Here is a 25,095-nt window from a genome sequence, read left to right on the forward strand (position 1 = left end):
TCTATAAGTATGTCAAAAATTTAGCCTATTTATGCTACATAATCAGTTCAAATCTGCAACTAAGCTCAATTATTTAAGCTTAGTTCTCATGTTAGAATATAGGACATCAACGACCAACTAAACCAAAGGATAATAAACATTTATAAGATGTATACTCTATACAATTGTAGTTAAAATAATGGATTTTCTAGGAGCCTAACACCTAAAAAAACATTTCTATTTCATTGTGTTGCTTCTCATTTGTTCTAAAATGTTTAATGTTTTTGCCTGCTATTTAAAAAAATCACTCTACTGAGTGATTTTCTTTGTTTAAGGCTAAACTTATACTAAGAATGAGTGTTATAAAACAAGAATCTATAGGTGAAAAATGTATGTTAAAAAAGATAGCTTTACTCTTATCCATCTCTTTTTTTGCTTTTGGTGCTCCTCTTAATGTATCAGCACACGCAGTCCTTTTGGATGCATCACCGAAAGAAGGAAGTCAACTAAAGCAAATGCCTGACAAGGTATCATTGACGTTTAATGAACGACTAGGAGAAGGTGTTTTTAATCTTCAAGTACGCAATGATAAAGGGGAGCTTATTACCACTAAGAAAGCAACAATGAATCGAACTCACAAAACGATTTCTCTGGATGTGCCACCTTCCAAAAAAGGTATTTATACCGTTAGCTATTCAGTTATTTCTGCGGATAGCCACCCTGTACGAGGAACGTACGTCTTTTCTATAGGAGAAAAAATAGATCAAGCTATTACGAATGACAATAGTAATCAAGGCGAAAACGGTAAGCCGAGTGCTTTCTATAATATAGGTTTTTCTGTAGTACAGACATTTTATTATCTGGCTTTATTATGGTTAGTTGGCTTTGTACTATGGAAATGGTATGTTCCTTATCAATCAGGTCAACAAAAACAAGATTATAAAACGAATGTAAGGTACCTCCAAGCTGGATATATCATTTTTTTACTGATTAGTATAGGAGTCCGAATTACTGCGCTATTAAAGGGTTCTAGCCTTCCCCAAATAAAAACATTTATCATTCATTCTGCTACTGGTTGGTCGTGGATGACTTGTATTCTTCTTGCGTGTGTAGGGTTTCTCTTCCTACTAAAGAATAAATGGATTGATTTTATATGGGCAGGTTTGCTGTTAGTAGCTACTACGTTAAACGGTCACGCAGTAGCATCAGATGTACCAGGTTATACAATCATTCTAGACTTTATCCATTTGGTTACAGCCTCTTTATGGGCAGCTGGTTTAGTTTATCTTTTCATGATGTGGCGTAAGGAGAGAGAACAAGCTCTAGCTTTTCTTCCGATTTTTTCGCGTATAGCCTTTGGGAGTCTTATGCTATTAATCCTTTCGGGTGTTCTTTACACACTAAAGCTTCTTCCAGACATAACAGCACTCTTTAAAACCACATGGGGACTGTTATTGTTAGCTAAAATATTTATGGTCATGTTAGTAGCTGGTGTAGGGATACTCATTAGAGAACATCTCCGAAAGAATGATTCACCAAGCCTTGCAAAGTTTTTAATTTCCGATGTAAGTTTTATGCTGATTATTGTTCTGATTGTAGGAATGATTACGCACTTAAATCCTATTCCACAGAATGAACCCTTGGTATGGAAAGAAAGCAAGCAAGATATAGAGTTTCTCATAAAAACGTCAACCTTATCTCCTGGTAAGGGTTCTCTCTGGGTAAAAGCATCTTTACCAAAGGATGGATCTTCTATTCAATCGATAGACGTCGCACTTTCTCCTAAAAATAAAGGAGAGCTTGCACCAATTGGCGTGCCCTTAAAAGTAAATAAAGACGAAATTCAGGAGAAACAACAAGTACAGTATAAGATGTATGAAACAAACAACCTTGTCATTCCTTATGCCGGAAGATGGCAAATTACCGTACGGCTTGTTACATCCAACTTAGATGAGGTTGTGATCTATAAAGACATTGTTGTTTATGATGTTAAATAATAATTTTAGAAAGAAGGAAAAGAAATGAAAAAACAAATAACAGCTCTTTTATCTACATTAGTTCTTTCAACGATTGCATTTGCGGGAACGGCGAGTGCTCATGTTGTCGTATACCCTCAAGAAGCGACACAAGGCTCTTATGAAAAATTTACTGTACGCGTTCCAACTGAAAAAGATATTCCAACTACAAAAGTGAAAATCGATATTCCAAAAGACGTAGAAATATCTCGATTCGAGCCTAAAGAAGGATGGAAATATGAGCTTCAAAAAGACTCTTCAGGTTTGATTACAAGTGTTACATGGACAGCTACTAATGCAGGTTTGTCACCTACAGAGTTTGGGGAATTCAATATGCAAGGAAAAGTAGGGGATAATGCTAAGAAGATTGTTTGGAAGGCTTATCAAACATATAAAGATGGATCAACAGTAGCATGGGAAGGACCAGCTGATGCAGATACACCTGCCTCTATTACAACGGTAGTAAAAGGAAACGGTGCAGAGGGAGATTCTCATATATCAGCTACTAACGAAAACACGGCTACTAATGAAGCAACTAGCAATGGCTCCAATGCTACGCTTCCTACTACTCTTTCCATTATTGCGTTAGTATTAGGCATTGTTTCATTAATTTTAAGTTTAAGAAGAAAGAAGCGGAGCTAATTATTAAAAAAAGATATAAAAATAAAAGTAAGCTAATTCGTCTGAAGATTAGAGTTAACTTTTGTTTTTTATTAAAAGTTCGATTATACAGCAATTTAAAAACGCAGGTTAACATTTGTTAACCTGCGTTTTCTATTCTTATTTATTGATTATTACGATATACATAAGGATCATCTGGTTTTTCTTCACGTTTTACTTTTGTTACTTTTACAATAGGAATTGTCTTTTTAAATGGTTGATAATACATCGTACTTACTTCACCCGTTACCGTTACCCAATCATCATTTTTAAATGATACATCATCCGGAAATTGAACTAACATACCAAACACACCTGAATCAGCTATACAATGAATGATACCAAAACGAAATAAAAAGTACTGATTGTCTTTTAATTCTTTCGTGTGGTACATAAATCCCTTAAACTTAATTTGTTTTCCGGTAAACTCACCAGGATATCGATAAATGGTTTCCATTGCATTTAAAAACTCTTCATCTTCTAAATTAATGGTTTTTCCTTTTGAAAACTTTTTTAAATCCTTATGAATCATTTTATCGTATGCATCTTCTCCATAAAAAGAACTCGTATCGGGCTGTAGAAACTGATGCGAAGAGTAAGGATCTTTTTTATCATAAATAGGAAAATGAAATCCTTTTGCTTCAACAATATTTGAATCGAGTGTAGCTACAGGTAAAAAGAAGACAGTTACAACAGGTAAGAAATAAAGAGGGTACCATGCCCGTCTTTTCCACTTGTTCGGTGATTCATGACTATGACCGCATCCGCAGTCACAATTATGGTCATGACCTTGCTCTTTCTCATCAGATCCTGTCATATAAAAAACTAGTTCTGCAATAGTTAAAAACCACAGTAAAAAAATCGTTCCATATGAAATCCATGAATATTTCATGTTTATATATTTTGAAATATCTCCAGTGGCATGAAGATGCATAAAAATCATAGTAAAGCCTAACAAAATCAAAACCCTAAACATAAATGTCCCTCCTTATTAATGAACAATGAGTAGAGATAGGACTAGTACGAGAATAAACACGTATGCAAATAGCGAGAAAACAAATTTTGTCTTAAATTGACTCAACATCATTAATGTATTTTTTATATCAAACATAGGGCCAAATACTAGAAAGGCAATAACTGCACTATCATTAAATGTACTTCGAAACGATGAAGCAATAAAAGCATCAGCTGAAGAACATAGCGATAAAATATAAGATAGGCCCATCATTACTACATTTGAAGATACTGCTCCATGCCCGAGAGCCATGAGGGTAGAGGTCTTTACATAAGTTTGCATGCCGGCCGCGATTAACCCACCGATAATGACAAATTTTCCAACAGAAAAGAATTCATTAATAGTATGTTTCAGAGCATTTCCTATTTTTTCACTCATCTTCTTGGAAGCAGTGTGTGCATGGATTTCATTTTTAACTTGTGGCGTTTTAAATTGAAAGGCTAAAATTAAACCTACTGTTAAAGATACAAGAAAGGCAACAACACCACGTTCAATCATGATTTTCCAATCGTTACCGAAAGCCACAAATGTCCCGAATAGGACAACAGGATTAATAATAGGGCCTGTTAACATGAACGGAATAGCAGCATATAAGGGAACCCCTTTTGCCATTAAACGTCTTGTAATAGGAACAATCCCACATTCACAAGCTGGAAATAAAGCCCCAATTACACTTGCCAGAACAATCGCACCAAATTTATTTTTAGGGATAGCTTTTGCCATCATTTCATCCGTTACAAAAATTTGAATAATACCAGAAATAATTACACCTAGTAATATAAAAGGTAAAGCTTCAATTAAGATACTTATAAAAATGGTGTTCATTTGTAAAAGAGATGAACTCATTATACTCACTCCAACTAAGAAATAATCATGTTGTTTTCTATTTGTTTTTAAACATAGAAAAAGCCCCTTTAAATAGAGAGTAATATCACTTATAAACAGTGATATTACACTATTTACCTAAAGGGGACAAGCTTACAATTAAATGCATATATACAATAGCCCTAATAAAAAATGATCTTAATAACATAAATAAAGAGTAGTCTCTGGGAAAGTGAACATAATCAAAACCAGATCCTTTAATATTTACATGAACATTTCTTTTTACTTTACCATAGAAAAATGAAAGGTTGGTGAAATGCCGTTTAACAATTTCTTGTTCTTAATTCTAAACATATATTTTACAATACTCTAGCACAATAATTTGAGTATGTAAATGATGGATGGTATGCAGCTAGCTCGTAGTGGCCTACCTTAAAACTGTCATATATTCTTTTTATTTACCAGGACCTATCAGTTGTTCACCTTGGTAAAGTTCGTATACGTATGGGTTATCCGGTTGGGGAATGTCCTCAATCTGTTGAACTTGAACATAAGGGACATCTTCTCCATTATACGTAGTTTTTTGTATTATCCCTTTTATACGAACCCAGCTATCGTTTTTTAATGTTGACGCATTTTCCAATTTAGATAATAAACCGTATACAGATGCATCTGCTGCACAACAAGATATACCAAAGCGAGCAACAACAAATTGGTTATCTTTAAATCCTTTTTCACGATATACAAAGCCATTGACCTCGATTTTTTTCCCAATGAACTGCTCTGTGTTGTTTTCAATAATATTCATAACTGGAATATAATCGGTGTCATTTATAGAAATCTTCGTTTGTTTGACTAGCTTCTTTTCAAGTAATTCATAGAAACCTTTAGGAGCCACTTTAGCAGCAATACTATTTTGATGTGTTGTGGGAACATTCTTTGGTGCTTCCTCTGAATTTCCAGACAATAAATCATTCGTATCTTTTTCTAGTTCTGAATTAGTGGCGTCAATGTTTTTATCACTTCCGGTTTGTTTCTGAGTATCAGGTTCAGTAACTGAAAAAGTTAATCCTCTTTTTACTGCAACGGAACTATCAAGTGTGTGATTAGAAAATAAAAAGCCCGTCATAATAGGTAATAGAAATAAAGAGTAAATAAACGTTGTTCGAATTTTGCCTTTTTCCGCATGATCATGACCGCATTCACAAGTTAGATCCTTATTTACGCTACTTCGCCAAATTTGGAGAATGCCCAACAAAAAAAAGGTGCCAGAAGAAAATAATATAAAAGGCATCATTTTGGGCGCGATAAATTGAACGATTTTACCTGTTAATATGAGTTTAAACATAAGTAGTGAAAAGCCAATTAGTAATATCCCCCTTATATAGAGAACAAACTGCCGATCAATTTTTTTCATACCACTTCTCCTATCTACTAACTATTCCATAAGTCATGACGACGAGATACACAATCACAGTGATGATAAAAATAAGGCTAAATGCGAAACGTTTTTTAAAAAAAGACAATAGCATAATTGTGTTTTTAAAATCCATCATAGGCCCATATAGTAGAAAGGCAAGAAGAGCTGTAGGTGAAAATGTATGAGAAAAAGATGAAGCAACAAAAGCATCTGCTTCTGAACAAAGTGACAGTACATAAGCAAATCCCATCATAACGGCAGAAGACATAAAATCATTGCTTGCAAGGCTTGTTAATAGGTGTCTATCTAAAAAGGTTTGAAACAGGCTTGCTACGAGTGCACCAAATAATAAGTATTTGCCCATGTCGAAAAATTCATCACCGGCATGATATAACGTTTGTTTTAATTTGTTGCCTACGTTTGCTTCTTCATGTTCGTGAACGTGTACATGCCGTAGCTGATTCGAATTTTTAAAAAAGAAATAAACGGATAAACCAATTAACAGACAAGCCACAACAGCCAGGCCCATACGACTGTAGACTATGGAAGTATTTGATTGAAAGGCATAAAAAGTAGCAGCAAAGACAATGGGGTTTAAAATAGGTGCCCCCACTAGAATGACAACGCCAATGTGAAGAGGCAATCCTTTTTTTAATAATCTCCGTATAACCGGAATAATGGCACATTCGCAAACAGGTAAAAGAGCACTTACTAGAACAGCTGGTAAAAGAGCTATATATGGATTTTTTGGAATCAGACGTTGAATGAGTTCTTCAGAAACAAATACTTGAATAAGAGCAGATGCAAATACTCCGAGCAAAATGAAGGGTATAGCTTCAAGTACAATACTTAAAAAAATGGAATTTACATTTAATAGAGATGCTGGAATAGCTAAATCATTTGTATTTATATCCACAAAGAAAAAGCAGTAACCAAAAAGCACTAGTAACAGCACACCTATTAGGTCTTTACTTAACTGTGATAGAGTTGTCATAATCTATCGTTCCACCTCCAATTACTAGAACTATATGATAGAGTTTGAACAAATTGTGCAGCTAATAAAAAAGAGTTAATATAAAATCTCAAGACAAGTACAATTTTACATACGCTATATAATATATAAAAAATTTTATTGGAAAAAGATAAAAAAAATCAAAAATAATAATTTTACACCTTCAATAAAACGTAGTGTTTACGATTTACTTTATATATTATGTGAAAAGTATAAGCTAAAGAACTGAGAAAAATTAACACATTTAGTTTTTCAATTTCTTAATTGAAATTTAGTAATAAGAATATAGTGAATTTTTCGATAACATAGTTACTAATTGGGGATTTGGCTTTCTGTAATCTTATAGTTTCATTGTAAAATATTATGGAAATATATTTTTGGAGGATTAGGCTCAAATAAATAGATAGCTTTTCGTAAAGAAACCAATGAGACAGTCGATTCCATAATATTCTTACCGTTAACGTAAAGGAAATTGAAAGTAGTACGGTAAACTGGACACTAAACTAAATTAAGAGGAAGATGACTGACTAAGACAGTATATAGAATTTCTTATAAATATTACTCTTTATAATCAGTTTTAGGATAACAATATTTTTATTATCATCCATATTTATTGCTTTTGAGTTAACATTTTTCCTTAAGGAAAAATTTATGGTATAAAGAAAAATATTTGGTTCATTATAATACTAAATATGGATATAGTGAGAGTGGATATATGAATTGTTTGTACGGTGGAACCTTCTTGTTTATTGGCCTATTTTTGATTAATCTTCTGTTTTCATATCAAAATAAGCATATTGATCCAGCTTTTTGGACTACATTAAAATATCAAATTTACGCTTTCCCATTATTTTTAATCGCTAATATGTTAATTGGATATGGAATCAAATTTGGATTTAAAGCTGTTCATAACTTAACATTTGTTTTACTGACATCGAAAGGGATGGAAATAATAATTGCCGTATTAATGGGTTACCTTTTCTTTAAAGAAGCCCCTACATGGAAAACCTTACTAGGAATTTTCATTATGGTCATAGGGGTAGTTATTTCTAAAATGAAGTAGAGGGGTGAAATTTCATTATAAACTAATTAAAAAGAGAGAGGTGTTATAAAGAAATCAATAAAATGTTCTTTAACTATCAAATAAAGAGACTTTAAACATCTACAATAAAGAAAAAGCATGAAAAATAATCCCTTTCATGCTTTTTTGTATAAATTAATTCTTTCTATAAAGAATATATCTATTGTTATCCTAAAACGGAGAGAATTTTATTACTTACTTGTACGTAATAAAATTTACAGTATTTTAATACTTATATTGTTATAAAATATATAAGTTGGTAAAATAAAGGAAAAAGATTGGTGGTATCTAGAAATTGATGAGTATTAAAGAAAAGATACTAATGAAGCATGCAGAAAGAAAATTACATAAATTACAAATCGATCTTGTACATTTCATTCCAGGAAGAATTAGACTTCGATCAACTGTTTGGAAAGAAAATAAAAAACTAGTTGAATTAATTATTTTAAATTTAAAATCTCAAGCTCTTGTCTATGACGCAGTATTTACACCAGATACGGGAAGTTTACTTGTTACATATAATGCTTCTCATATGACAACTAGCAAAGAAATCGAAGAGTGGTTTCAACTTATTGAGCAAATATATCAAGAAGAATCTAGATTTTAAGGAGAGGGAGGAATAAGCATGCTTCCTACTGTAATTGGTTTAGGTGCCTCTTTTATTGCTCCTAAAATTATGTCTCAATTCCGTGATCAAAAAATAAAAGTATTACATGCGATGCCAGGGCGGCTGCGTATACAATGTGACAGCTGGAAGCACCGTATCATTGCACATGCTCTAACAGAAGAAGTAAAAAAACATCCTCTTATTCTAACATCAAAAGCTTCAGAACTAACGGGAAGTTTAGTGCTTCAATTTGTTGTACCGCATATTAACCAGGAAGAGCTAGACGAACTGATGAGTTATATCGTACAAATAGCATCTAATGCCATTTTAAACAAAGGTGCTACCTTAATGAATGGTATGACTAACACCCTTGGATTGATAGATAAAGGGATTAAAAAGCAAACCAATGGCTTTGCCGACTTTGATAGTTTATTTGTTCTGTTTTTATTAGGAAAAGGAATTCAGACCTTTGGAAGTGCGCCTGCGTTTTCTGCCAGCTTACTTTATTGGTCATACAACATCATTAAGGGTAAGGGGGAAAAGAATAGGTGATGGTGTTTGGGATAAAGGTAGCTCATTCTCTTCCTGGAAGAACCCGGTTTTATATGCCTAAACAGCTAGAAATAAGTCATATTGAAACTTGGTTACGCTCTTTTCCAGGGGTATATTCTGCAAGCTATAATCAAGTAACCGGAAGTCTACTTATTTATCATCATATTACTCTCTCTTTATACAATCTAAAATCATTCATCTATAAATATAAACACACACTTAAGCAAGCAACATATTCATGGAAGAAAGCTATACCAATTCTAGCTTGTGGGACTATATTTTTAGTTAACTGGTATCTGCAACGTTCTTCGTATCCTGCCATAGTAAAGGCAGTTTCCTATTGGCTTAGCACCCTTACTGCTATCAGTACTTCTTATGAGGTAATTAAAGACGGCATTGTTCATGTCCTAAAGGAACAAAGAGGGAATGCCAATACATTAACAGCTGCCTCTATATTTGCTTCTTTGTATATGAAGAATCCAGGATCCGCTTTAATTATTACTTTGATGTCTACTATTAGTGAGCTATTAACAGACTATACGTCTGAACAAACCAAGCATTATATTCACTCCGTCCTAAAATTAGACGTCTCATATGCTTGGAGAGTAAAGGAAAAGGGCGTTGAAGAAAAGGTTTTAGTAGAGGATATTCAAGTTGGTGATCAGATTGTTGTGTTTACTGGAGAAAAAATTCCTGTAGATGGCATTATAATAGAGGGGAACGGTACAGCAGATGAAGCTTCCATTACTGGGGAGTATATGCCGCGAGAGGTAAGTGGCGGAGATAATGTGTACGCTGGAAGTGTCTTGCAGAGTGGGCACCTTACGGTGACAGTGGAGAAAATAGGAGAGGATACGTCTCTTTCTAAAATTATAAAACTGTTAGAGGAAGCACAAGATAAACGCGCTCCTATTCAGAATATAGCCGATACAGTAGCTGAAAAAATGGTGCCTGTTTCTTTTGGGTTAGCACTACTTACATTTTTCTTCACTCGAAATCTTAATAGGGCTATGAGTATGTTAGTTATTGATTTTATTTGCGGGATTAAATTATCAACGGCCACAGCTTTATACGCATCCATTGGACGTGCTGCTAAAGAAGGAGCTATTGTTAAAGGCAGTGATCATATTGAAAAGATGTCTAAGCTAAATACAGTTATTCTTGATAAGACCGGAACTATTACAGAAGGAGCGCCTGTGGTTCAGCAAGTGATTGCTGCTGAAGGCTTTAATCAAGAAGATGTCATTCGTTTAGCTGCAGCAGCTGAGAAAAATTCTACCCATCCTATTGCTGATGCAATTATAAAACAAGCGAAAGATTGGAACATTTTGATTCCTATTAGAGACAATAATACTCAGGTAGAAACAACAGTAGGAAAAGGAATCTCCACTTGGTTAAATGGCAAAAAAGTTGTTGTTGGAAGTTTACGTTTTATGAATGAATTAAAGATTAAAACAACTACCTTACTTCAACAAATGCAAAACGACGAAAATGTGATTTATGTAGCTTATGATCAAACACTTGTAGGAGTAGTTAGTATTTTTGACAAAATACGTTCTGGTATGCACCGCGCAGTGCATAATCTCCGTCATCAAGGTATTAACGACATCATTATGCTCACAGGAGACAAGAGAACGGTCGCAAGAGAAATGGCGCGTCGTTTAAAATTGAACTGGTATCATGCAGAGGCTTTGCCAGAGGATAAAGCCTCTTATGTAAAAAGGTATGGGAGAACAGGGGCTGTCATGATGGTAGGTGATGGCATTAATGATGCTCCAGCTCTAGCTCATGCCCATGTAGGTGTAACGATGGGCGCTAAACGAACAGATATTGCTTCAGAAGCCAGCGACGTTATCATTACGTCTGATAACCCAGAGATGCTTTCTGAGTTAGTTGGATTGTCTAGAAAGACAATGAACATTATTAAACAAAATTTTGTTGCCACATTTGCTATTAATGGTATAGCAATTTTATTCGGTGCTTTAGGTATCTTCTCTCCAATTGTGGGAGCAGCTATTCATAATGCCGCCACTATTGGTGTAGTAATAAATAGTGCAAGAATTTTATGGTTAGGGAGGGAAAGCAATGAATCCCAAATTCTACGTTCTGCATGATATACCAGGTCGTATTCGATTTCATATCCCCGCATTGAGAGATAAGAAAAATCATGTGGAAATTGAGCATATGTTTTCTGCTTTAAAAGGTATAACGAGTGTGAGAATAGAACCTACCATTCAAACAATGCTTATTCACTACGATGTTTCACAACTTTCTCGCAATACCATTTTTCGTTATGTATCTATTTTTTTTCAGCAAACTCGTTTAGATCCACTAGATGATATTATGATTCAAATGGATCCTGCCACACGAAATGATTGGCTACGTACACTGTTTTCCGGAGGATTACTCCTACTAGCAGGTATTCGAAAATCATCTTTTTATAAACCAGATGCACTTGTATATGGGGCAGTAGTCGCAACAGGTTACACGGTCTTGTCTCATGGTACGAGTAATAAAATGAGGCACCCAGACATTTTAACCGGCATTGTTACGATGTTATCTCTAGGGCCATCAAACATGCTCTATGTAGCGATGATTACATGGATTGTAAATGTGTTGGAATTGTTACATGAAAAGCAGAAAGTGCAATCACAAAAGTTATCTGCAATTACTTAAGATATTCATTCATGCTCTTTGTATGAATTGATATAAAAAAACTTATGATTATGGGGGAGTTTTATAATGATTAACCGCGATTTTCTAATGGGATTTGTATCAGGAACAGTGGTAGGCGCAGTAGGCTACCGTTTATATGAACAAAATGGTGGTCAGCTACAACGTCTAGTCCAGCCTAAACAGGCATATGGTGGACAACAAGCTATTTCATCTTATCAACCTTCTATGGAAGAGCTTCAAGCACAGAAAGAGCGTTTAGAAGATATGATTGCTGAGCTACAAGTAAAATAATAATAAAAAGAGTGAGAGATAGTTCCAGGCTACCTCTCACTCTTTTTATTTCGTAATGAGGGAATCATTTTTAAATAATTAAACGCTTATTTGCCGTATGCTAAAAAGTTTCCTGTGGTAAACTCTTGTTATTATTATATTCTGCGATTTGAAAATTATCAATAATTATAGAGGGAAATGTTCTAATTTTATAAATGAAGCAGAGTGAAGTACATACATTTACAGTTGTCTTTTTAACACAATTAAATTTAGTCATTCTAATGTCCGTGTAACAATGAGAGTGAATATTGATAAACATAAATGACTAGCACGCCTAGTGAAATTAATAGCCATACATGCAGATTTCTAAAGTGAGTGATAGTTTTGCCTATGATTTCATGAAAGATAACAAAGGACAATGTACCAATTGCTGCACCAGTCGATAAAGCTTGTAGTTTAAGCGAGGAAGCTTGTACACTATCACCAATTAATAAACTGCCACCTAAGGATAGAGATAGAAGGGCTATAATTAGTAAAAAAAAGAGGTTAGGTACTTTTGCTATAGAGAGGACTGTCATAATTGCCATCCCCTCTGGGACCTGATGTAAAAGTGTAGCTGCCAATACAGAAGCTGATTGGTGCATATCTGTTATTCCAAAGGTAATACCCGTGATGACATTATGAAAAAAGATAGCAACTGTTAATAAGATAAGTGCCTGTAAAGGTGGAATTTCTTTGTTTTGTTTATGCAAAAAGAGGTCAATACATAGCATGATGATATATCCGGCTACAATTCCTAATAAAACTCCTTTTAAATCATATAGATGCCAAGTGGACGGAAGGATATCAAAGAGCAATAAGCCTAGTAAGATTCCTCCGCATATAGCGTACATAAATTGAATTCTTCCCCTAGCCAGATGACTTACTAATTTAAGAAGTCCTCCTCCTACTAATAAACCCAGTAAAGAACCTAAAGTAAATAAGAGATTCATTTCTATATGCATAATTGCTACTTCCTTTCGGCTATATTGTTTTTTACAATTAGCCTATTCAAAGGAAGAATAATCATACCTATGTTTTATAAATGGTTAAAAAATAAAAGTCTATGATATTAACTGGGTAGTGGTTTCTGGGAAAATTAATAATAGCAAGAATACAAGGACTTCTAAATTACTGAAATTTGTTTCGAATGATTTGTTTTATATGTAAAACTAGAGTTAATTTCCTCAGAGATTTAGATGCCAAGTCGAAATTATTTTTAACGTTTATATATGCTTTCTTAGGTATTATGGCTCTTATTATATAAACTAAATTCCTTTCAAGTCTTAAATAATATTTAACCTATTTTAGTTACAATTATAATATTTTAATCTATTACACATCGTGTAGAAAAACGTTGTATTTGTCGTCAGTTAGAGTAAATAGTGAAACTTTAATTTTTATAAGTAAGTTTATTTACTTCTTTATATAAGAGAAATTAGCTTCATGTTTTAGTATCAATGTATCTTGTTAAATATACATTGATACTAAATACTTATAAAATTTAGGTTTAGATGAAATAAATAAAACAATTTTTTAAAAGGTAAACAGAAGAGAGCGTGGTATATGATAAGAGATTAAAACCTCCATTTTTCGCCGATTTATTTAAATAATAAACCTAATCAATTTAACGAGATACTTTGTTTATACTGAAATTATTATGATTGGTAACAAAAGCTCAGTTAATATTGTTATCATATTAGCTGGGCTTTTATAGATTTTCTTACTATATCTTATTCTCGTAACCATCTAAAATATTGTGCAATCTCTCAGCGAAATCTTCAAGGTGGGTTATGTTAAACTCTACATGATGATGTGCGGATAAATCAACAATTTCTGTTCTTAGTTTTCTTACTAAGGTAGCTGAACAGCTGTAAGGGAGAAAATCTTATGATGCACTTCCTTTGGCTGGACTTACAGTTGGTTTGCTTCTGCATGAGAAATATTATAAGGGTCAATAAACATCATTCTCTCTTCTTTAATTGAATCTCTCTTACCCTTTGACGAAGATGATCTGGCCACCATGCTCCACAATCATCCGACACAATGCAAGCAGCGCATGTTTTTAAATCATAAACCATCATCTCTTTAATCGGTGGAGAGTAGAGGTGAAGAGTAACGAGACTCGTATCTTCTGCACTATTCATCTTATGTACTCCTTTCTTAGGAGCAAAAAAAATTCTTCTTTCGCCCTGATACTGGGAAAACAGCTCTTCCGGCATTTGGTTTTCTTTCACTTCGTAAACGGTATTTATAGCTGTGCCATTCACTACTTGGATCCATCCATATGAATGACCGTGATCGTGAGGAGCACACTCTATTCCCGACCAATTCATAACGAGTAATTCTACTTCATCATTTTGGTAGAGAAGCTTTCTGTAATATGGCTTGTCTTCTGCCGACTGCAATAGTGGCTTTAACTCATTAAAATTTAGATCTAAAGCCAAAAGAGCTTCTCTCAATTCCAATTTGGTAGGGGAATTCAAGTTATCTAAAATGTTCTTTACCTGTTTAATTAAGCTCATACAAAGATTACCTCCTTATGAGTAGAGCAAATTTGGTAGTTTCAATATAGTTACAAATTCTTGTTTCTCCATGGCAAGTAGCTTAGAAAAGTTAGTAATCTTCCATTAACTAAAATGACTCCCATTATAATTATGATGCCTCCTAATATGCTTACGGGAATAATCTTTTCCTGTAACAGTAGAATGGCTGTTATCAATGTCGCTACTGGTTCTAAATAAAGGAACACAGATACCTGGGACGCCTCTAAAACCTCTAATGCCTTTGCCCAGTACCAATAGGCAACACCTGAAACGAATACACCGAGAAATAATAAATGAGCCCACTCAACCCTTGTTAAAAAAGGAATCATCTCCCATCCTTTATTCCTTACGAGAAAGGGAGTCGTTAGAGTAAATCCTATTAAACACATATAAAACGTAACAACAAGAGAGGGAAGCTGGATATGTAACCTTTTTAATAGGACAGAATAGATTGCCCAATTTAACGTACTTAAGATCATTAACAAGTAACCAACATTGATTGAGGGCTGAAAGGACTGCTGATTGGTAGCGGTGGTCACCAGCAGAACCCCAATGATGGCTACAATCATCCCTGATGCTTTTAATACGGTCATCTTTTCATGTAAAAAAAATACTGAGAGAATGACCGTAAATACGGGAGAAAACGAAATGATCCACCCTGCTGCAGAAGCATTTATTGTGAGAAGTGCTGTTGCCTGAATCACTTGGTGAACAAACACCCCAAGGATACCTAACACAATCAGATGAGGAATATACTTAAGTGGAATGTTTAATGGATATCGCTTTAGCACTAATAATACCAATAAAAAAAGTGCCCCAATTCCAAACCGAAGGACAAGGAGTGTATATGGATCAAGCTTATCTAAGACAGCTTTGGTAGAGACAAAGGAGACTCCCCAAAAACTAATAGACATTATTGCATATAACGAGGCAGCAAATTTAACCTTTGACGCAATCATAGGCACAATTTTCCTTTCAACAATAAAAGTATCTTCTATTAACATATGCCTTTTCTAAAGGAAAATGAAAAAATCATGCCATTCTAAAAAAAATGGTAGAAACTTTAGTATTTGTATCGTTATCACTATCTTTTAATCTTCATTAAAGCAATTATAGATATCATTTATAAAAAACTAAATTTGGGAGTTTATAGTCATATATAGACTAAATTCCAAAGGGTCTGTTACCAAAAATAACAACGCCAACTTTCATAAAGATTTTTCAGAATTTTAAAAGGTGCACAGTATTCTCTATTTATATGTATTAATTGTAAGTCATAAAACTTTTGTACGAGAACAGGTAAGAGTAACCAAAACACAATTGACATCGATCATAAACATCATATAAAATGATAATGATTATCAATATCAATTATAATTGTGTTGGTATTTATAATAAAAAGGAAATTTAACAAAATAGAAGGAAATAGAGGAGAATCGGCTATGGATAAACATTTTGTCATGAAGTAGGATGCTATTGTCCAGAACAGCAGCATCGACATATGATTAACTTCCGTGAAGGAGATGTTTGGACAATTACAAACAACCGCAAGTACGTCGATTGCTTAGGATGGCATTGTTTAATCGATATTAATAACGAATTTCAGTTCTTTATCTATGTAGACGATATTCACGAATTACATATTAAGGGCAGTATTTGCTCTATTTCAGATTTGGACCTAAAGATTAATTACTTGAACTTCAAAATAAACGAAGCACTTGATGCACAGAATAAAGAAGCGTTTCTTTCTCTTTCTAATAAATTACAACATGCTCAACGGGTAAAAAGTAAAATCCCCAACGCTGGGGGGCAGATTTTTTAAGTAACTTGAACAGAGACCTCTAACGTTTATTTATTATTATATTTAAAATGGATGCATAAGAAGAGAACGTCTTTTACAAGGCATTATCCACTCTCATGCATCATCATTTTCTTTATTTAGAAGACAGACTGTTTCAGGTTTCCTCTCGCTGATATTTACTAGTCCACTACGCATAACTACTGTACTATTAGCAAATTTACGTTCACATATTGGAATTGTGCAACCACCCAATTACTTTTACGAAATATAGAAATTTTTGATTTATATTACATTATGACAACTAAGGCTGTTTGTGATATTTGCCTTTTAAATTTAAATATAAGTTGGTAAATCTTTTATAGTATTCAATTGATATATATTTTCTTGCTTAGAGTTAGAACTTATTCCTATCCCAATACTTTATTATGGTAACTAAAAATGTATGCTCATATGAACGATAGATTTGATTTCATGTTAAATATTAAAGGAATAAAGTGAGGGATTCTTCTTAATTATTGAGATTCTTTTAATCCTTCTTCCTGCTTGCTTATATAAGCATTGCCCCATTGTTCTAAAGATTTAAGTATTGGGATAAAACTTTCTCCAAGCTCTGTTAAATAATATAAAACTCTTTTAGGGTTATCATTTGTTTCTTCTCTTTCTATTAATCCGTTTTTTTCCATATCTCTAAGCTGTAGTGTAAGGATGCGCTGAGTAACACCCGGTATTTCACGCCGCATTGCATTATAGTACATAGGTGATTTTGATAATAAAGATAAAATAATGCCTTTCCATTTACCGCCCATAATATGCATCGCTAATTCAATTGGACAGGCTTGCTTTACAGTTAACGTACAAGCACCGTATTGATCACTTTTAAAGTCTGACATTTTCTCACCTCAATGGGTAGTAACAAATTTGTGCCTTCTTGTTACGCCTGTTTTTTCTTATTAAACTTATGATATCAAATAAATGAGAAGAAGGTGGATGAATTGGAATTCGTTCAAATTTCCCAACATATTTATAAGCTCACTTATGAAACCGTCGTTGGTATTCCAGTTAAGATTAGTACATGGTATGTAGTGAATGGTGAGGATGTTTATATCATGGATACCGGAATGGAAGACTATGCGTATGCACAGTTGAATGCAGCAAAATCTTTAGGCATCCCTAACAGTATCTTACTGACACATGGTCATTTAGATCACATTAATGGTGCCAGGTATTTAAAAGACCATTTAAATATTCCTATTTATGCCCACGAAATTGAAACTCCGTTTATCAATGGTGAAAAGCCTTATCCAAACAAGGTAGAAAAAGAAACAACAGGCGTGGCACATCAAGTTGAAAGTCTAAGTGACAACATCATTAAAACGTTACCTTTAGATGTATATTTAACACCTGGTCATACGCCCGGACATGTAATATACCACCATAAAAATGACAATGTGCTGCTAACTGGAGACTTATTCTTTTCTAATGCTGAATCCTTACATCCACCGATTCGAAAGTTTACAGTCGATATGAACGAAAACATTAATAGTGGACGAATTATAGACAGAATTAAACCGTCTATTATTTCTTCTTCACATGGTGAAGATGTCAAATACAATAATGATTTATATTCTATTTATAAATTTATATATGAATAAGAGGGAGAAACATGAAAGTACAATTATTTCAAATGGAGATTATAGAAGGAGAAGTTAAGCAAAATGAAAGCCGTATTAACTCCTTATTTGAAGAAAAGCTGGATATAGATACGGAGATTGTTCTGATACCTGAAATGTGGAATACTGGTTATGATTTAAAAAATGTAGCAGAAAAAGCAGACATTGATTTAAAGAGAACTTTTCCTTTTATCCAAAGTTTAGCAACTAAACATCAAGTGAATATCATTGCAGGTTCAGTTTCGAATAAAAGGCATAACAACATCTATAATACAGCCTTTGCGGTATCAAAAACAGGGGAGCTACTCTACCAAAAAGATAAGATACATCTTGTGCCGATGTTAGATGAACATCATTATTTAACCGGCGGAGATGAAGTACCGGAAGTATTTGAAATTAACGGTATTAAAGCTAGTCAAATTATATGTTACGACTTACGTTTTCCAGAAATTACACGCTATCCAGCGTCTCAAGGTGCAAAAGTTATATTCTACGTTGCACAATGGACTACCAAAAATATAGACCATTGGAGAACACTGTTGAAGGCAAGAGCTATAGAAAATGGTGTATACGTCATTGCATGCAACAGCGTGGGGAAGGTGAATCATAAAAATCATGCAGGCAACACATACGCGGGACATTCAATGGTCATTGATCCAAATGGAAACATTGTAGAAGAGGGGAGAGACCAAGAAGAAATCATAACAGCGGAGATCCATCTACAGAAAGTTACAGAACAACAAAAAAACATCCCAATATTTAAAAACCTGAGACCGGATGTTTATAAGCGTGCGGAATAGAGGTTTATATGTTATTTATAGCGTAAAGACAAAAAAGCCACTGTGTCTGATGAACTGAACCCCAAAACGATTTTTTTGATTAAAATATCAGAAGTGAATCTGTTAAGGGATTAGGAGCTAAACCGATAAAAGAGATTTTGCTTTTCCATACTGAGAACATCCTTTTTTAGAGTACTAGTATCAGTATGGAAAAGTTATATATTTCTTACGTCAGTACTGAAAACTCTACAGCTTTTCTTGATAATATTTCCGATAGACGTTAGGAGTTATATTTTCATATTTTTTAAATGTCTTGATGTAATACCCGGGATCGTTAAAACCCAATTCATCGCTAATCTGAGCGATAGACAAATCCGTTTTTTCTAATAATTGTTTGGACCATTCTATTTTTTTCAGCGAAATAAAAATAGAAAAATTCATACCCGTTTCTTTGACAAATATACGGCTGAAATAACCTGTACTAATGTGACATAAATCAGCCATCTTTTGTTGAGATATTTTTTCCCTTTTATGTTTATAAATGTAGTCAAAGGCTGGCTGTAATACTTTGTTTTTACAAACTAAATGATCGTTAATAGACGTTTTTACGTAAGCATTAGTAACCGTATTGGCTAATTCCTTTTTTATATTTTGAATATTATCTAGGGAATAACCGTAAGAAATATCTTCAGTAGAGAGGTCCTCTTTTACTGGAGCCATCTTTTCATATACTTCTAAAATTAAGTTTTTATTCATAGCTTCCTCTACAATGTAGTTACAAAGCCTATATAACATTTGAGCAGCGTCATTAATTTCTGTATAGGATAGAGTAGGGATAGAATCATATAGACGCTGTATTTCCTCATTATTTAAATTCTGTTCAAATCCCTTAGATGGAACAGTAAGCATTTGTTCCAAGGGAGGATGTTTTTCACCATCCTTAATTTTCACTTCTCCCGCCATGATGGCACCTACATATTTATCATCAATTATAATGGGAATGGCAATATCAATAATATTCCAGTGGCATAAATAGATATAAGGGGCATTGGTTCTGACTGCCTCTAATCCTCCCCTCGCATCACACTTTTCACAAAGTTTTGCTGTATCAGGATTTTTACGCATAGCCTCACAAAATGGACGTACGCCACTGTGTTGAGAAATTGGCACTCCTTTATAGTTAACCGTGACAATCGCTAATTTTGTAACAAGCGCAAGCGAATCTTGAAGATTTCGCCACTTTTTTAAATCTAGTATTTTATCTAAATTCATGTAAGTAGTTTTCAATGATGTTTTTATCTCCCTTACTTACCTTGTGGTAGTTTAAATCAACTATTTGAGAATACTTTTTCTTTATTCCTTAGTTCATGAAATAAAAGAGTTTTTAGCGATAAAGTTAATCTCTGCTCAACATGAACTTGGTAGGATTTTCACCTGAAATAATGTCATAATAATACCATATTAAATGAAAAGAGCAAAAAAATACGATAAAAGGTTGTAAAAACTCGTCATTTAAGACTAATGTAATCTTGGACAAAAGATAGTAAAATTCCAATTGTAAGGGATTACAAAGTTAATTAGGAGGTTTTACTTATGAGGAAAGCATTTATTAGTCCTTCAAAATACATTCAAGGTGAAAATGAGATTTTAAACCTAGGTTATTTCGTGAAAACATTTGGTACTTCTGCACTTTTAATAGCACATCCTGAAGATATTAAACGTGTACAAGACAAATTAGATGCAACAGCAGAAAAATATGGTATTACATTTTTTGAAGGCGGATTCAATGGCGAATGTTCAAGACCAGAAATTTCTAGATTGCAGGAAATAGCAAAAGAAAACAACTGTGATTGTACAATTGGTTTAGGTGGTGGTAAGGCAATTGATACAGCAAAATGTGTGGCAGAGGGAGAGGGATTAATTATCGTCCCAACAATCGCTGCTACAGATGCACCTACAAGTCATTCCGCAGTTATATATACACCAGATGGTGCTTTTGATGATTACGCATACTTTAAGCAAAGCCCAAGTGTTGTATTAATTGATACAACAGTAATTGCTAATGCACCTACTAGATTCTTAGTATCTGGTATGGGGGATGCGTTATCCACTTATTTCGAAGCAAGAGCAACAGCACGTTCTTTCTCTAGTGTAAATGCTGGATTACCTTGTGGAGTACGTGAGGACTTATGTTCACCAGCAAAAGGTACAAATGCAGCATTAGTTTTAGCAAAACATTGTTATAACACTCTATTAGAGGATGGAGTTAAAGCAAAAGCTGCAAGCGATCATAATGTTGTTACTCCATCCTTAGAAAACATTATTGAAGCCAATATCTTATTATCAGGATTAGGATTTGAAAGTGGCGGATTAGCTGGAGCACATGCGATTCATGATGGACTTACTCTTTTAGAAAGTGCACACCACTACTTCCATGGTGAAAAAGTAGCTTTTGGTACATTAGCACAATTGGTATTGGAAAATGCGCCAACTGAGGAAATAGAAGAAGTGCTAGATTTCTGTTTAGCAGTAGGACTCCCAGTTTGTCTTGCTGATATTGGAGTGGAACAAATTACACAAGAAGAGTTAATGGAAGTAGCCAATAAAGCTTGTATCCCAGAGGAATCTATCTATTCTATGCCATTCCCTGTTACTCCAGAGTCAGTAGCTGCAGCTATCCTTGCAGCAGATCAAATTGGAAATGATTATAAGAAGAGGTTAATATAAGATGAAAAAAATTATTAATAAACCAGAAGATGTCGTCCTTGAGATGTGTAAAGGAATGGTTCTAGCACATCCTGAATTGAATTTAATTGAAAAATATAAAGTTATTAAAAAAGAGCAAATTAATAAAAATAAAGTAAGTATAATTAGTGGGGGCGGCAGTGGACATGAACCTGCCCACGCTGGATATGTTGGGAAGGGTATGTTAGATGCAGCAGTTTGTGGTGATGTATTTGCCTCACCTTCTCAAATACAGATTTATCAAGCCATTAAAGAAATAGCCAGCGATAAGGGAACTTTACTAGTAATTAAGAACTACAGTGGTGACATGATGAATTTCAAGAATGCTGCTTATCTAGCAGAAGAAGACGGAATTCAAGTGGATTATGTAAAAGTAGATGATGATATTGCTGTACAGGACAGTTTATATACCGTTGGAAGACGGGGAGTGGCTGGTACTGTTCTTGTTCATAAAATAGCAGGTGCTGCAGCAGAACGCGGATATGATCTACCAAAAGTGAAAGAGGCAGCAGAAAACGCTATTGCGAATGTCAAAAGCATTGGCTTTGGACTAACTTCCTGCACAGTTCCTGCTAAAGGAACTCCTACTTTCGAGATTGCAGAAGATGAGATGGAGTTTGGCGTTGGCATTCATGGAGAACCTGGTATCCGTCGTGAAAAAATTATTTCAGCAGACGAACTTGCAGAGCGTACGGTAACGTCATTATTAAAAGAAGTAGGGATAGAAGATGGAAATGGAGAAGTGGCTGTTCTAATTAATGGATTTGGAAGCACACCTCTTCAAGAACTATATTTATTAAATCATTCTGTCATTCGTGAATTGTCACGTAGAAACGTAACGATTGCAAGAACGTTTGTCGGAAACTATATGACAGCCATTGATATGGCGGGTGCTTCTATTTCGGTTATGAAATTAGATGAAAACTTAAAGAGTCTCTTATCTGAAGAGTGCGATACTCCTGCGCTAAAAATCAAAGGTGAAGTACCAGCTGTCACTTATGATGAAATCATCGGTACCGCGGAGGCCCCGAAAGTGTCTTATGAGGTGCAAACCAACAAAGAATATTCCGTAGTAACGGAAAATCGATTGACGTTGAATAATATTATTTTTATGGTTGACCAAATGAGTGAATGTATTATTAGAAATGAAGTACCATTCTGTGAATTAGATTCCCATGCTGGTGACGGAGACTTTGGTATGAGTGTTGCTAAAGGGTTCAAACAGTTGAAAGCTGAATGGCACGAAATTCTAGAAAATAAATCAAATGATATTGGCAACTTCTTAGAGGCTTGTTCCATCGTTATCATGGAGCATTGTGGTGGAGCATCAGGGCCTATTTGGGGATCAGCATTTCGTGCGGATGGAAAGAACACTGAATCTAAAACCGAACTGACTTTAACAGAACTTGCTGAAATGGTCCAAGCGTCTGTAAAAGGAATTCAAGCAACAGGAGAACGTTCTTTTGGACGTGGAGCTGTTGTGGGAGATAAAACTTTAATCGATGCCTTAGTACCTTATGCAGATGCGTTAACATCAAGTGCTGTTGAAGGTGAAAGTTTGAAATATGCTCTTGTCAAAGCAGCAGAAGCTGCTGTTGAAGGAGCAAAATCAACCGAACAGATTGTTGCACGTATGGGGCGCGCCGGTACGGTTGGAGAAAGAAGTCTTGGTTATCCAGACGCGGGTGCACATGGTTTGGGCGTAATCTTCACTGAATTAGCTCAAGTAATGCAAGAAAATAAATAAACTTTAGTATGATCCTCTCCAAATATAGTGTAAGAAAAGCACTCTTTAAAAGTGGGTGTTGCATTATATTTGGAGGAGGATTTTTTATGGTTTAAAAAGGACAAGCTGTAACTGGCTTAATATGAGATTAGTGGAAATGTATGAATAAAGAAGTCAGAGCACAGATATCTAGCTCTAGTCTGTTGAAAGCATAGGTAAGAAAGTACAATAACCACTATCCTTTAGCGTATCTCAATACCCTCAAGTTGGCGCGATATTATTCTTCTAGAGGCATCTAAGATAGAATCTGTAGAACCAGAGTCACAATTGAACTAACAATAAGATACTGATGAGGTGCTGGTGGGAAATCTTGAATTCACTTGTAAGCAATCTCTAAAACTTAAACATGCTGATATTAGTACTCTGAAAAAGGGAAGTGATCAGTATGGAAAAGCAGAGTATATTTATTTTTTTCAATGGTTATCTAGTTATGTCGGGTAAGCGAGGGGCATCGCTGCCCCTAACTCCCCTAAGAACCGTACGTGAGCCACGCTATATAAAAGCGACTTCTTGTCGCACCATAAAACGTATTATCGGTAGAAATAAAAAAACAGACCTTTAGTTAAAGATCTGTTTTTTTTCTTTAGCAAAAACTAAATACGTTCCCACTATAAGCATAATGCCTGAATTTGTAAAAAATAACCAGTACATTAAAGGGAAACTATATGAAACTGTCATAACTCCAGTATCTCTATCTAATGTTCTAACGATAAACGGAGTATAAATCATCTTAATAGTTAAGTACGTTAATAAAGCCTGAGCAATAAGAAATATCCCTATTGCACGTTTCATGACCTTGCCTCCAAACTCATACATGTTTCTATGTACACTCTAACATAAATAGGCTTACTTATTAATGTTAGCTACGATAATCCCAGTATAATGAGAAAGAGAAGAAAGAAGGGGTTATGTGTTGAAAAGTAAAATGAATCAGTTGTTTGCAGAACAAAAGAGTGTTCATATACTTTATTCCTACGACCAGCAAGAAAATTATATACAACAAGTTGTAAGTTATATCCAAGAGGGGATTTTTGCTGGAGATTTCATTCTTCTTATTGAAATTGACCGTTTTTATCTCTTCATTCATAATTATTTGAAAACACTATTGACCACGGGTCAAATGAAAATGATACATCGTATAAATAACTTCGATTTCTATTATTCAAGTGGTAGTTATCATCCTCCTGCCATTCCTAATTATTTTAATAAGAGCGTTCAGCCCTACTTAGAAAATAGAATTCCTTTCAGATCATGGGCACATGTAGAATGGAGTAAGTAAGATGGAAGATCCTTTATATCTAATCGAAGATTTTGAAAAAATAGTCGATAGTGCGGTGAATAAACGCTCATTCCCATTAATTTGTGCATACAAAGGAGAGAGGATGCCAGAGTATCTCAAAACTATTTTGATGGAAACACATCCTTATATTCTCATGGAAGGTGATTTAATTACCTCTGAACAATACCGACCATTAACTGATTTGAAATGAAGAAATCAATGATTCTCTTTCTTTCATTCAGTTTATTTACCACCATAAGCTCTTTCCTTGTTTCTTATGTCTCTTCCTGATTAGCTGCTTTAAATTATCCTTGAGAAAGCTTATATGAGCTTCGTAT

The 25,095-nt window shown here is 34.4% G+C and carries 25 protein-coding genes; 15 read left to right on the forward strand and 10 right to left on the reverse strand.

Annotated features, from left to right (window positions below; genetic code table 11):
• Positions 1–371: 371 nt before the first annotated feature.
• Both Q5794_RS09045 and Q5794_RS09050 read left to right on the forward strand, forming a co-directional pair.
• Entirely contained in the window at positions 372–1,976 is a 1,605-nt protein-coding gene (locus Q5794_RS09045) for a copper resistance CopC/CopD family protein (RefSeq protein WP_374988993.1), read from the forward strand.
• Between the two features lie 24 nt (positions 1,977–2,000).
• Complete coding sequence (locus Q5794_RS09050) at positions 2,001–2,636, forward strand: YcnI family protein (RefSeq protein ID WP_214987672.1); 636 nt, start codon at positions 2,001–2,003, stop codon at positions 2,634–2,636.
• Between the two features lie 142 nt (positions 2,637–2,778).
• Here the strand turns inward: Q5794_RS09050 and Q5794_RS09055 are convergent, their stop codons facing one another.
• From Q5794_RS09055 to Q5794_RS09070, 4 genes are all read right to left on the reverse strand, one after another.
• Positions 2,779–3,630: a TIGR03943 family putative permease subunit gene (locus Q5794_RS09055; protein WP_025749111.1), complete on the reverse strand. Its 852-nt coding sequence runs from the start codon at positions 3,628–3,630 to the stop codon at positions 2,779–2,781.
• Between the two features lie 15 nt (positions 3,631–3,645).
• On the reverse strand, positions 3,646–4,515 hold the full coding sequence (locus Q5794_RS09060; protein WP_214987673.1) for a permease: 870 nt from the start codon (positions 4,513–4,515) through the stop codon (positions 3,646–3,648).
• Between the two features lie 433 nt (positions 4,516–4,948).
• Positions 4,949–5,911, reverse strand: coding sequence for a TIGR03943 family putative permease subunit (locus Q5794_RS09065; RefSeq protein ID WP_214987674.1), 963 nt, complete (start codon positions 5,909–5,911; stop codon positions 4,949–4,951).
• Positions 5,912–5,921: 10 nt separating this feature from the next.
• Positions 5,922–6,908, reverse strand: a complete 987-nt coding sequence (locus Q5794_RS09070; protein ID WP_214987676.1) for a permease — start codon at positions 6,906–6,908, stop codon at positions 5,922–5,924.
• A gap of 760 nt (positions 6,909–7,668) precedes the next feature.
• Between Q5794_RS09070 and Q5794_RS09075 the strand changes: the two genes are divergently transcribed.
• The 6 genes from Q5794_RS09075 (at position 7,669) to Q5794_RS09100 (ending at position 12,133) form a co-directional block, all read left to right on the forward strand.
• Positions 7,669–7,989, forward strand: a complete 321-nt coding sequence (locus Q5794_RS09075; RefSeq protein WP_374988994.1) for a hypothetical protein — start codon at positions 7,669–7,671, stop codon at positions 7,987–7,989.
• Between the two features lie 316 nt (positions 7,990–8,305).
• Positions 8,306–8,614, forward strand: coding sequence for an HMA2 domain-containing protein (locus Q5794_RS09080; RefSeq protein WP_226897658.1), 309 nt, complete (start codon positions 8,306–8,308; stop codon positions 8,612–8,614).
• A gap of 18 nt (positions 8,615–8,632) precedes the next feature.
• A complete protein-coding gene (locus Q5794_RS09085) occupies positions 8,633–9,166 on the forward strand; it encodes an HMA2 domain-containing protein (protein WP_214987680.1) in 534 nt (177 codons plus the stop codon).
• Positions 9,166–11,280 (forward strand): heavy metal translocating P-type ATPase, encoded by a 2,115-nt coding sequence (locus tag Q5794_RS09090; protein ID WP_374989206.1) that lies wholly within the window; start codon positions 9,166–9,168, stop codon positions 11,278–11,280. The genes Q5794_RS09085 and Q5794_RS09090 overlap by 1 nt, the downstream gene beginning before the upstream one ends.
• On the forward strand, positions 11,252–11,842 hold the full coding sequence (locus tag Q5794_RS09095) for an HMA2 domain-containing protein (protein WP_129707663.1): 591 nt from the start codon (positions 11,252–11,254) through the stop codon (positions 11,840–11,842). The genes Q5794_RS09090 and Q5794_RS09095 overlap by 29 nt, the downstream gene beginning before the upstream one ends.
• A 66-nt stretch (positions 11,843–11,908) precedes the next feature.
• Entirely contained in the window at positions 11,909–12,133 is a 225-nt protein-coding gene (locus Q5794_RS09100; protein ID WP_129707665.1) for a hypothetical protein, read from the forward strand.
• A gap of 257 nt (positions 12,134–12,390) precedes the next feature.
• On the opposite strand, the gene Q5794_RS09105 is transcribed toward Q5794_RS09100, so the two are convergent.
• From Q5794_RS09105 to Q5794_RS09115, 3 genes are all read right to left on the reverse strand, one after another.
• Positions 12,391–13,116 carry a hypothetical protein gene (locus Q5794_RS09105; RefSeq protein WP_192997429.1) on the reverse strand — a complete coding sequence of 242 codons (726 nt, stop codon included), beginning with the start codon at positions 13,114–13,116 and terminating at the stop codon, positions 12,391–12,393.
• A 999-nt stretch (positions 13,117–14,115) separates the two neighbouring features.
• Positions 14,116–14,676 (reverse strand): cysteine dioxygenase family protein, encoded by a 561-nt coding sequence (locus tag Q5794_RS09110; protein WP_192997428.1) that lies wholly within the window; start codon positions 14,674–14,676, stop codon positions 14,116–14,118.
• Between the two features lie 50 nt (positions 14,677–14,726).
• Complete coding sequence (locus tag Q5794_RS09115; protein ID WP_374988995.1) at positions 14,727–15,656, reverse strand: DMT family transporter; 930 nt, start codon at positions 15,654–15,656, stop codon at positions 14,727–14,729.
• A 542-nt stretch (positions 15,657–16,198) separates the two neighbouring features.
• Between Q5794_RS09115 and Q5794_RS09120 the strand changes: the two genes are divergently transcribed.
• Complete coding sequence (locus tag Q5794_RS09120; protein WP_328244784.1) at positions 16,199–16,519, forward strand: IDEAL domain-containing protein; 321 nt, start codon at positions 16,199–16,201, stop codon at positions 16,517–16,519.
• A 491-nt stretch (positions 16,520–17,010) separates the two neighbouring features.
• On the opposite strand, the gene Q5794_RS09125 is transcribed toward Q5794_RS09120, so the two are convergent.
• The gene (locus Q5794_RS09125) at positions 17,011–17,388 is read right to left on the reverse strand and encodes a helix-turn-helix domain-containing protein (protein ID WP_214987688.1); all 378 of its coding nucleotides are present in this window, start codon (positions 17,386–17,388) and stop codon (positions 17,011–17,013) included.
• 102 nt (positions 17,389–17,490) lie between these two features.
• Here Q5794_RS09125 and Q5794_RS09130 point away from each other — a divergent pair, with 102 nt between their 5' ends.
• Entirely contained in the window at positions 17,491–18,150 is a 660-nt protein-coding gene (locus Q5794_RS09130; RefSeq protein ID WP_374988996.1) for an MBL fold metallo-hydrolase, read from the forward strand.
• A gap of 11 nt (positions 18,151–18,161) precedes the next feature.
• Positions 18,162–18,968, forward strand: coding sequence for a carbon-nitrogen family hydrolase (locus tag Q5794_RS09135; protein WP_192997423.1), 807 nt, complete (start codon positions 18,162–18,164; stop codon positions 18,966–18,968).
• A gap of 225 nt (positions 18,969–19,193) precedes the next feature.
• Here the strand turns inward: Q5794_RS09135 and Q5794_RS09140 are convergent, their stop codons facing one another.
• On the reverse strand, positions 19,194–20,234 hold the full coding sequence (locus Q5794_RS09140) for a PocR ligand-binding domain-containing protein (protein WP_374988997.1): 1,041 nt from the start codon (positions 20,232–20,234) through the stop codon (positions 19,194–19,196).
• Positions 20,235–20,540: 306 nt separating this feature from the next.
• On the opposite strand from Q5794_RS09140, the gene Q5794_RS09145 reads away from it, so the two are divergent.
• Entirely contained in the window at positions 20,541–21,674 is a 1,134-nt protein-coding gene (locus Q5794_RS09145) for a glycerol dehydrogenase (RefSeq protein ID WP_214987691.1), read from the forward strand.
• Position 21,675: 1 nt separating this feature from the next.
• Positions 21,676–23,439, forward strand: coding sequence for a dihydroxyacetone kinase subunit DhaK (gene dhaK, locus Q5794_RS09150; RefSeq protein WP_374988998.1), 1,764 nt, complete (start codon positions 21,676–21,678; stop codon positions 23,437–23,439).
• Between the two features lie 597 nt (positions 23,440–24,036).
• Here dhaK and Q5794_RS09155 read toward each other — a convergent pair.
• Positions 24,037–24,270 carry a hypothetical protein gene (locus Q5794_RS09155; RefSeq protein ID WP_214987695.1) on the reverse strand — a complete coding sequence of 78 codons (234 nt, stop codon included), beginning with the start codon at positions 24,268–24,270 and terminating at the stop codon, positions 24,037–24,039.
• A gap of 121 nt (positions 24,271–24,391) precedes the next feature.
• Between Q5794_RS09155 and Q5794_RS09160 the strand changes: the two genes are divergently transcribed.
• Together Q5794_RS09160 and Q5794_RS09165 are read left to right on the forward strand one after the other, a co-directional pair.
• Positions 24,392–24,757, forward strand: a complete 366-nt coding sequence (locus tag Q5794_RS09160; RefSeq protein ID WP_374988999.1) for an MEDS domain-containing protein — start codon at positions 24,392–24,394, stop codon at positions 24,755–24,757.
• 1 nt (position 24,758) lies between these two features.
• Entirely contained in the window at positions 24,759–24,968 is a 210-nt protein-coding gene (locus Q5794_RS09165) for a hypothetical protein (RefSeq protein ID WP_374989000.1), read from the forward strand.
• The last annotated feature ends 127 nt before the right edge of the window (positions 24,969–25,095 follow it).

Source organism: Priestia megaterium (genome assembly GCF_041941685.1).
Taxonomy (GTDB): Bacteria; Bacillota; Bacilli; order Bacillales; family Bacillaceae_H; genus Priestia; species Priestia megaterium_C.

What these genes read in the sequence shown, in the direction of transcription:
- Q5794_RS09095 (WP_129707663.1), top strand. Translation starts at nt 11,252, where the DNA reads ATGAATCCCAAATTCTACGTTCTGCATGATATACCAGGTCGTATTCGA.
- Q5794_RS09085 (WP_214987680.1), top strand. Translation starts at nt 8,633, where the DNA reads ATGCTTCCTACTGTAATTGGTTTAGGTGCCTCTTTTATTGCTCCTAAA.
- Q5794_RS09050 (WP_214987672.1), top strand. Translation starts at nt 2,001, where the DNA reads ATGAAAAAACAAATAACAGCTCTTTTATCTACATTAGTTCTTTCAACG.
- Q5794_RS09115 (WP_374988995.1), bottom strand. Translation starts at nt 15,656, where the DNA reads ATGATTGCGTCAAAGGTTAAATTTGCTGCCTCGTTATATGCAATAATG.
- Q5794_RS09065 (WP_214987674.1), bottom strand. Translation starts at nt 5,911, where the DNA reads ATGAAAAAAATTGATCGGCAGTTTGTTCTCTATATAAGGGGGATATTA.
- Q5794_RS09055 (WP_025749111.1), bottom strand. Translation starts at nt 3,630, where the DNA reads ATGTTTAGGGTTTTGATTTTGTTAGGCTTTACTATGATTTTTATGCAT.
- Q5794_RS09070 (WP_214987676.1), bottom strand. Translation starts at nt 6,908, where the DNA reads ATGACAACTCTATCACAGTTAAGTAAAGACCTAATAGGTGTGCTGTTA.
- Q5794_RS09110 (WP_192997428.1), bottom strand. Translation starts at nt 14,676, where the DNA reads ATGAGCTTAATTAAACAGGTAAAGAACATTTTAGATAACTTGAATTCC.
- Q5794_RS09125 (WP_214987688.1), bottom strand. Translation starts at nt 17,388, where the DNA reads ATGTCAGACTTTAAAAGTGATCAATACGGTGCTTGTACGTTAACTGTA.
- Q5794_RS09100 (WP_129707665.1), top strand. Translation starts at nt 11,909, where the DNA reads ATGATTAACCGCGATTTTCTAATGGGATTTGTATCAGGAACAGTGGTA.
- Q5794_RS09105 (WP_192997429.1), bottom strand. Translation starts at nt 13,116, where the DNA reads ATGCATATAGAAATGAATCTCTTATTTACTTTAGGTTCTTTACTGGGT.
- Q5794_RS09135 (WP_192997423.1), top strand. Translation starts at nt 18,162, where the DNA reads ATGAAAGTACAATTATTTCAAATGGAGATTATAGAAGGAGAAGTTAAG.
- Q5794_RS09165 (WP_374989000.1), top strand. Translation starts at nt 24,759, where the DNA reads ATGGAAGATCCTTTATATCTAATCGAAGATTTTGAAAAAATAGTCGAT.
- Q5794_RS09155 (WP_214987695.1), bottom strand. Translation starts at nt 24,270, where the DNA reads ATGAAACGTGCAATAGGGATATTTCTTATTGCTCAGGCTTTATTAACG.
- Q5794_RS09060 (WP_214987673.1), bottom strand. Translation starts at nt 4,515, where the DNA reads ATGAGTTCATCTCTTTTACAAATGAACACCATTTTTATAAGTATCTTA.
- Q5794_RS09080 (WP_226897658.1), top strand. Translation starts at nt 8,306, where the DNA reads ATGAGTATTAAAGAAAAGATACTAATGAAGCATGCAGAAAGAAAATTA.
- Q5794_RS09090 (WP_374989206.1), top strand. Translation starts at nt 9,166, where the DNA reads ATGGTGTTTGGGATAAAGGTAGCTCATTCTCTTCCTGGAAGAACCCGG.
- Q5794_RS09145 (WP_214987691.1), top strand. Translation starts at nt 20,541, where the DNA reads ATGAGGAAAGCATTTATTAGTCCTTCAAAATACATTCAAGGTGAAAAT.
- Q5794_RS09045 (WP_374988993.1), top strand. Translation starts at nt 372, where the DNA reads ATGTTAAAAAAGATAGCTTTACTCTTATCCATCTCTTTTTTTGCTTTT.
- Q5794_RS09120 (WP_328244784.1), top strand. Translation starts at nt 16,199, where the DNA reads ATGATTAACTTCCGTGAAGGAGATGTTTGGACAATTACAAACAACCGC.
- dhaK (WP_374988998.1), top strand. Translation starts at nt 21,676, where the DNA reads ATGAAAAAAATTATTAATAAACCAGAAGATGTCGTCCTTGAGATGTGT.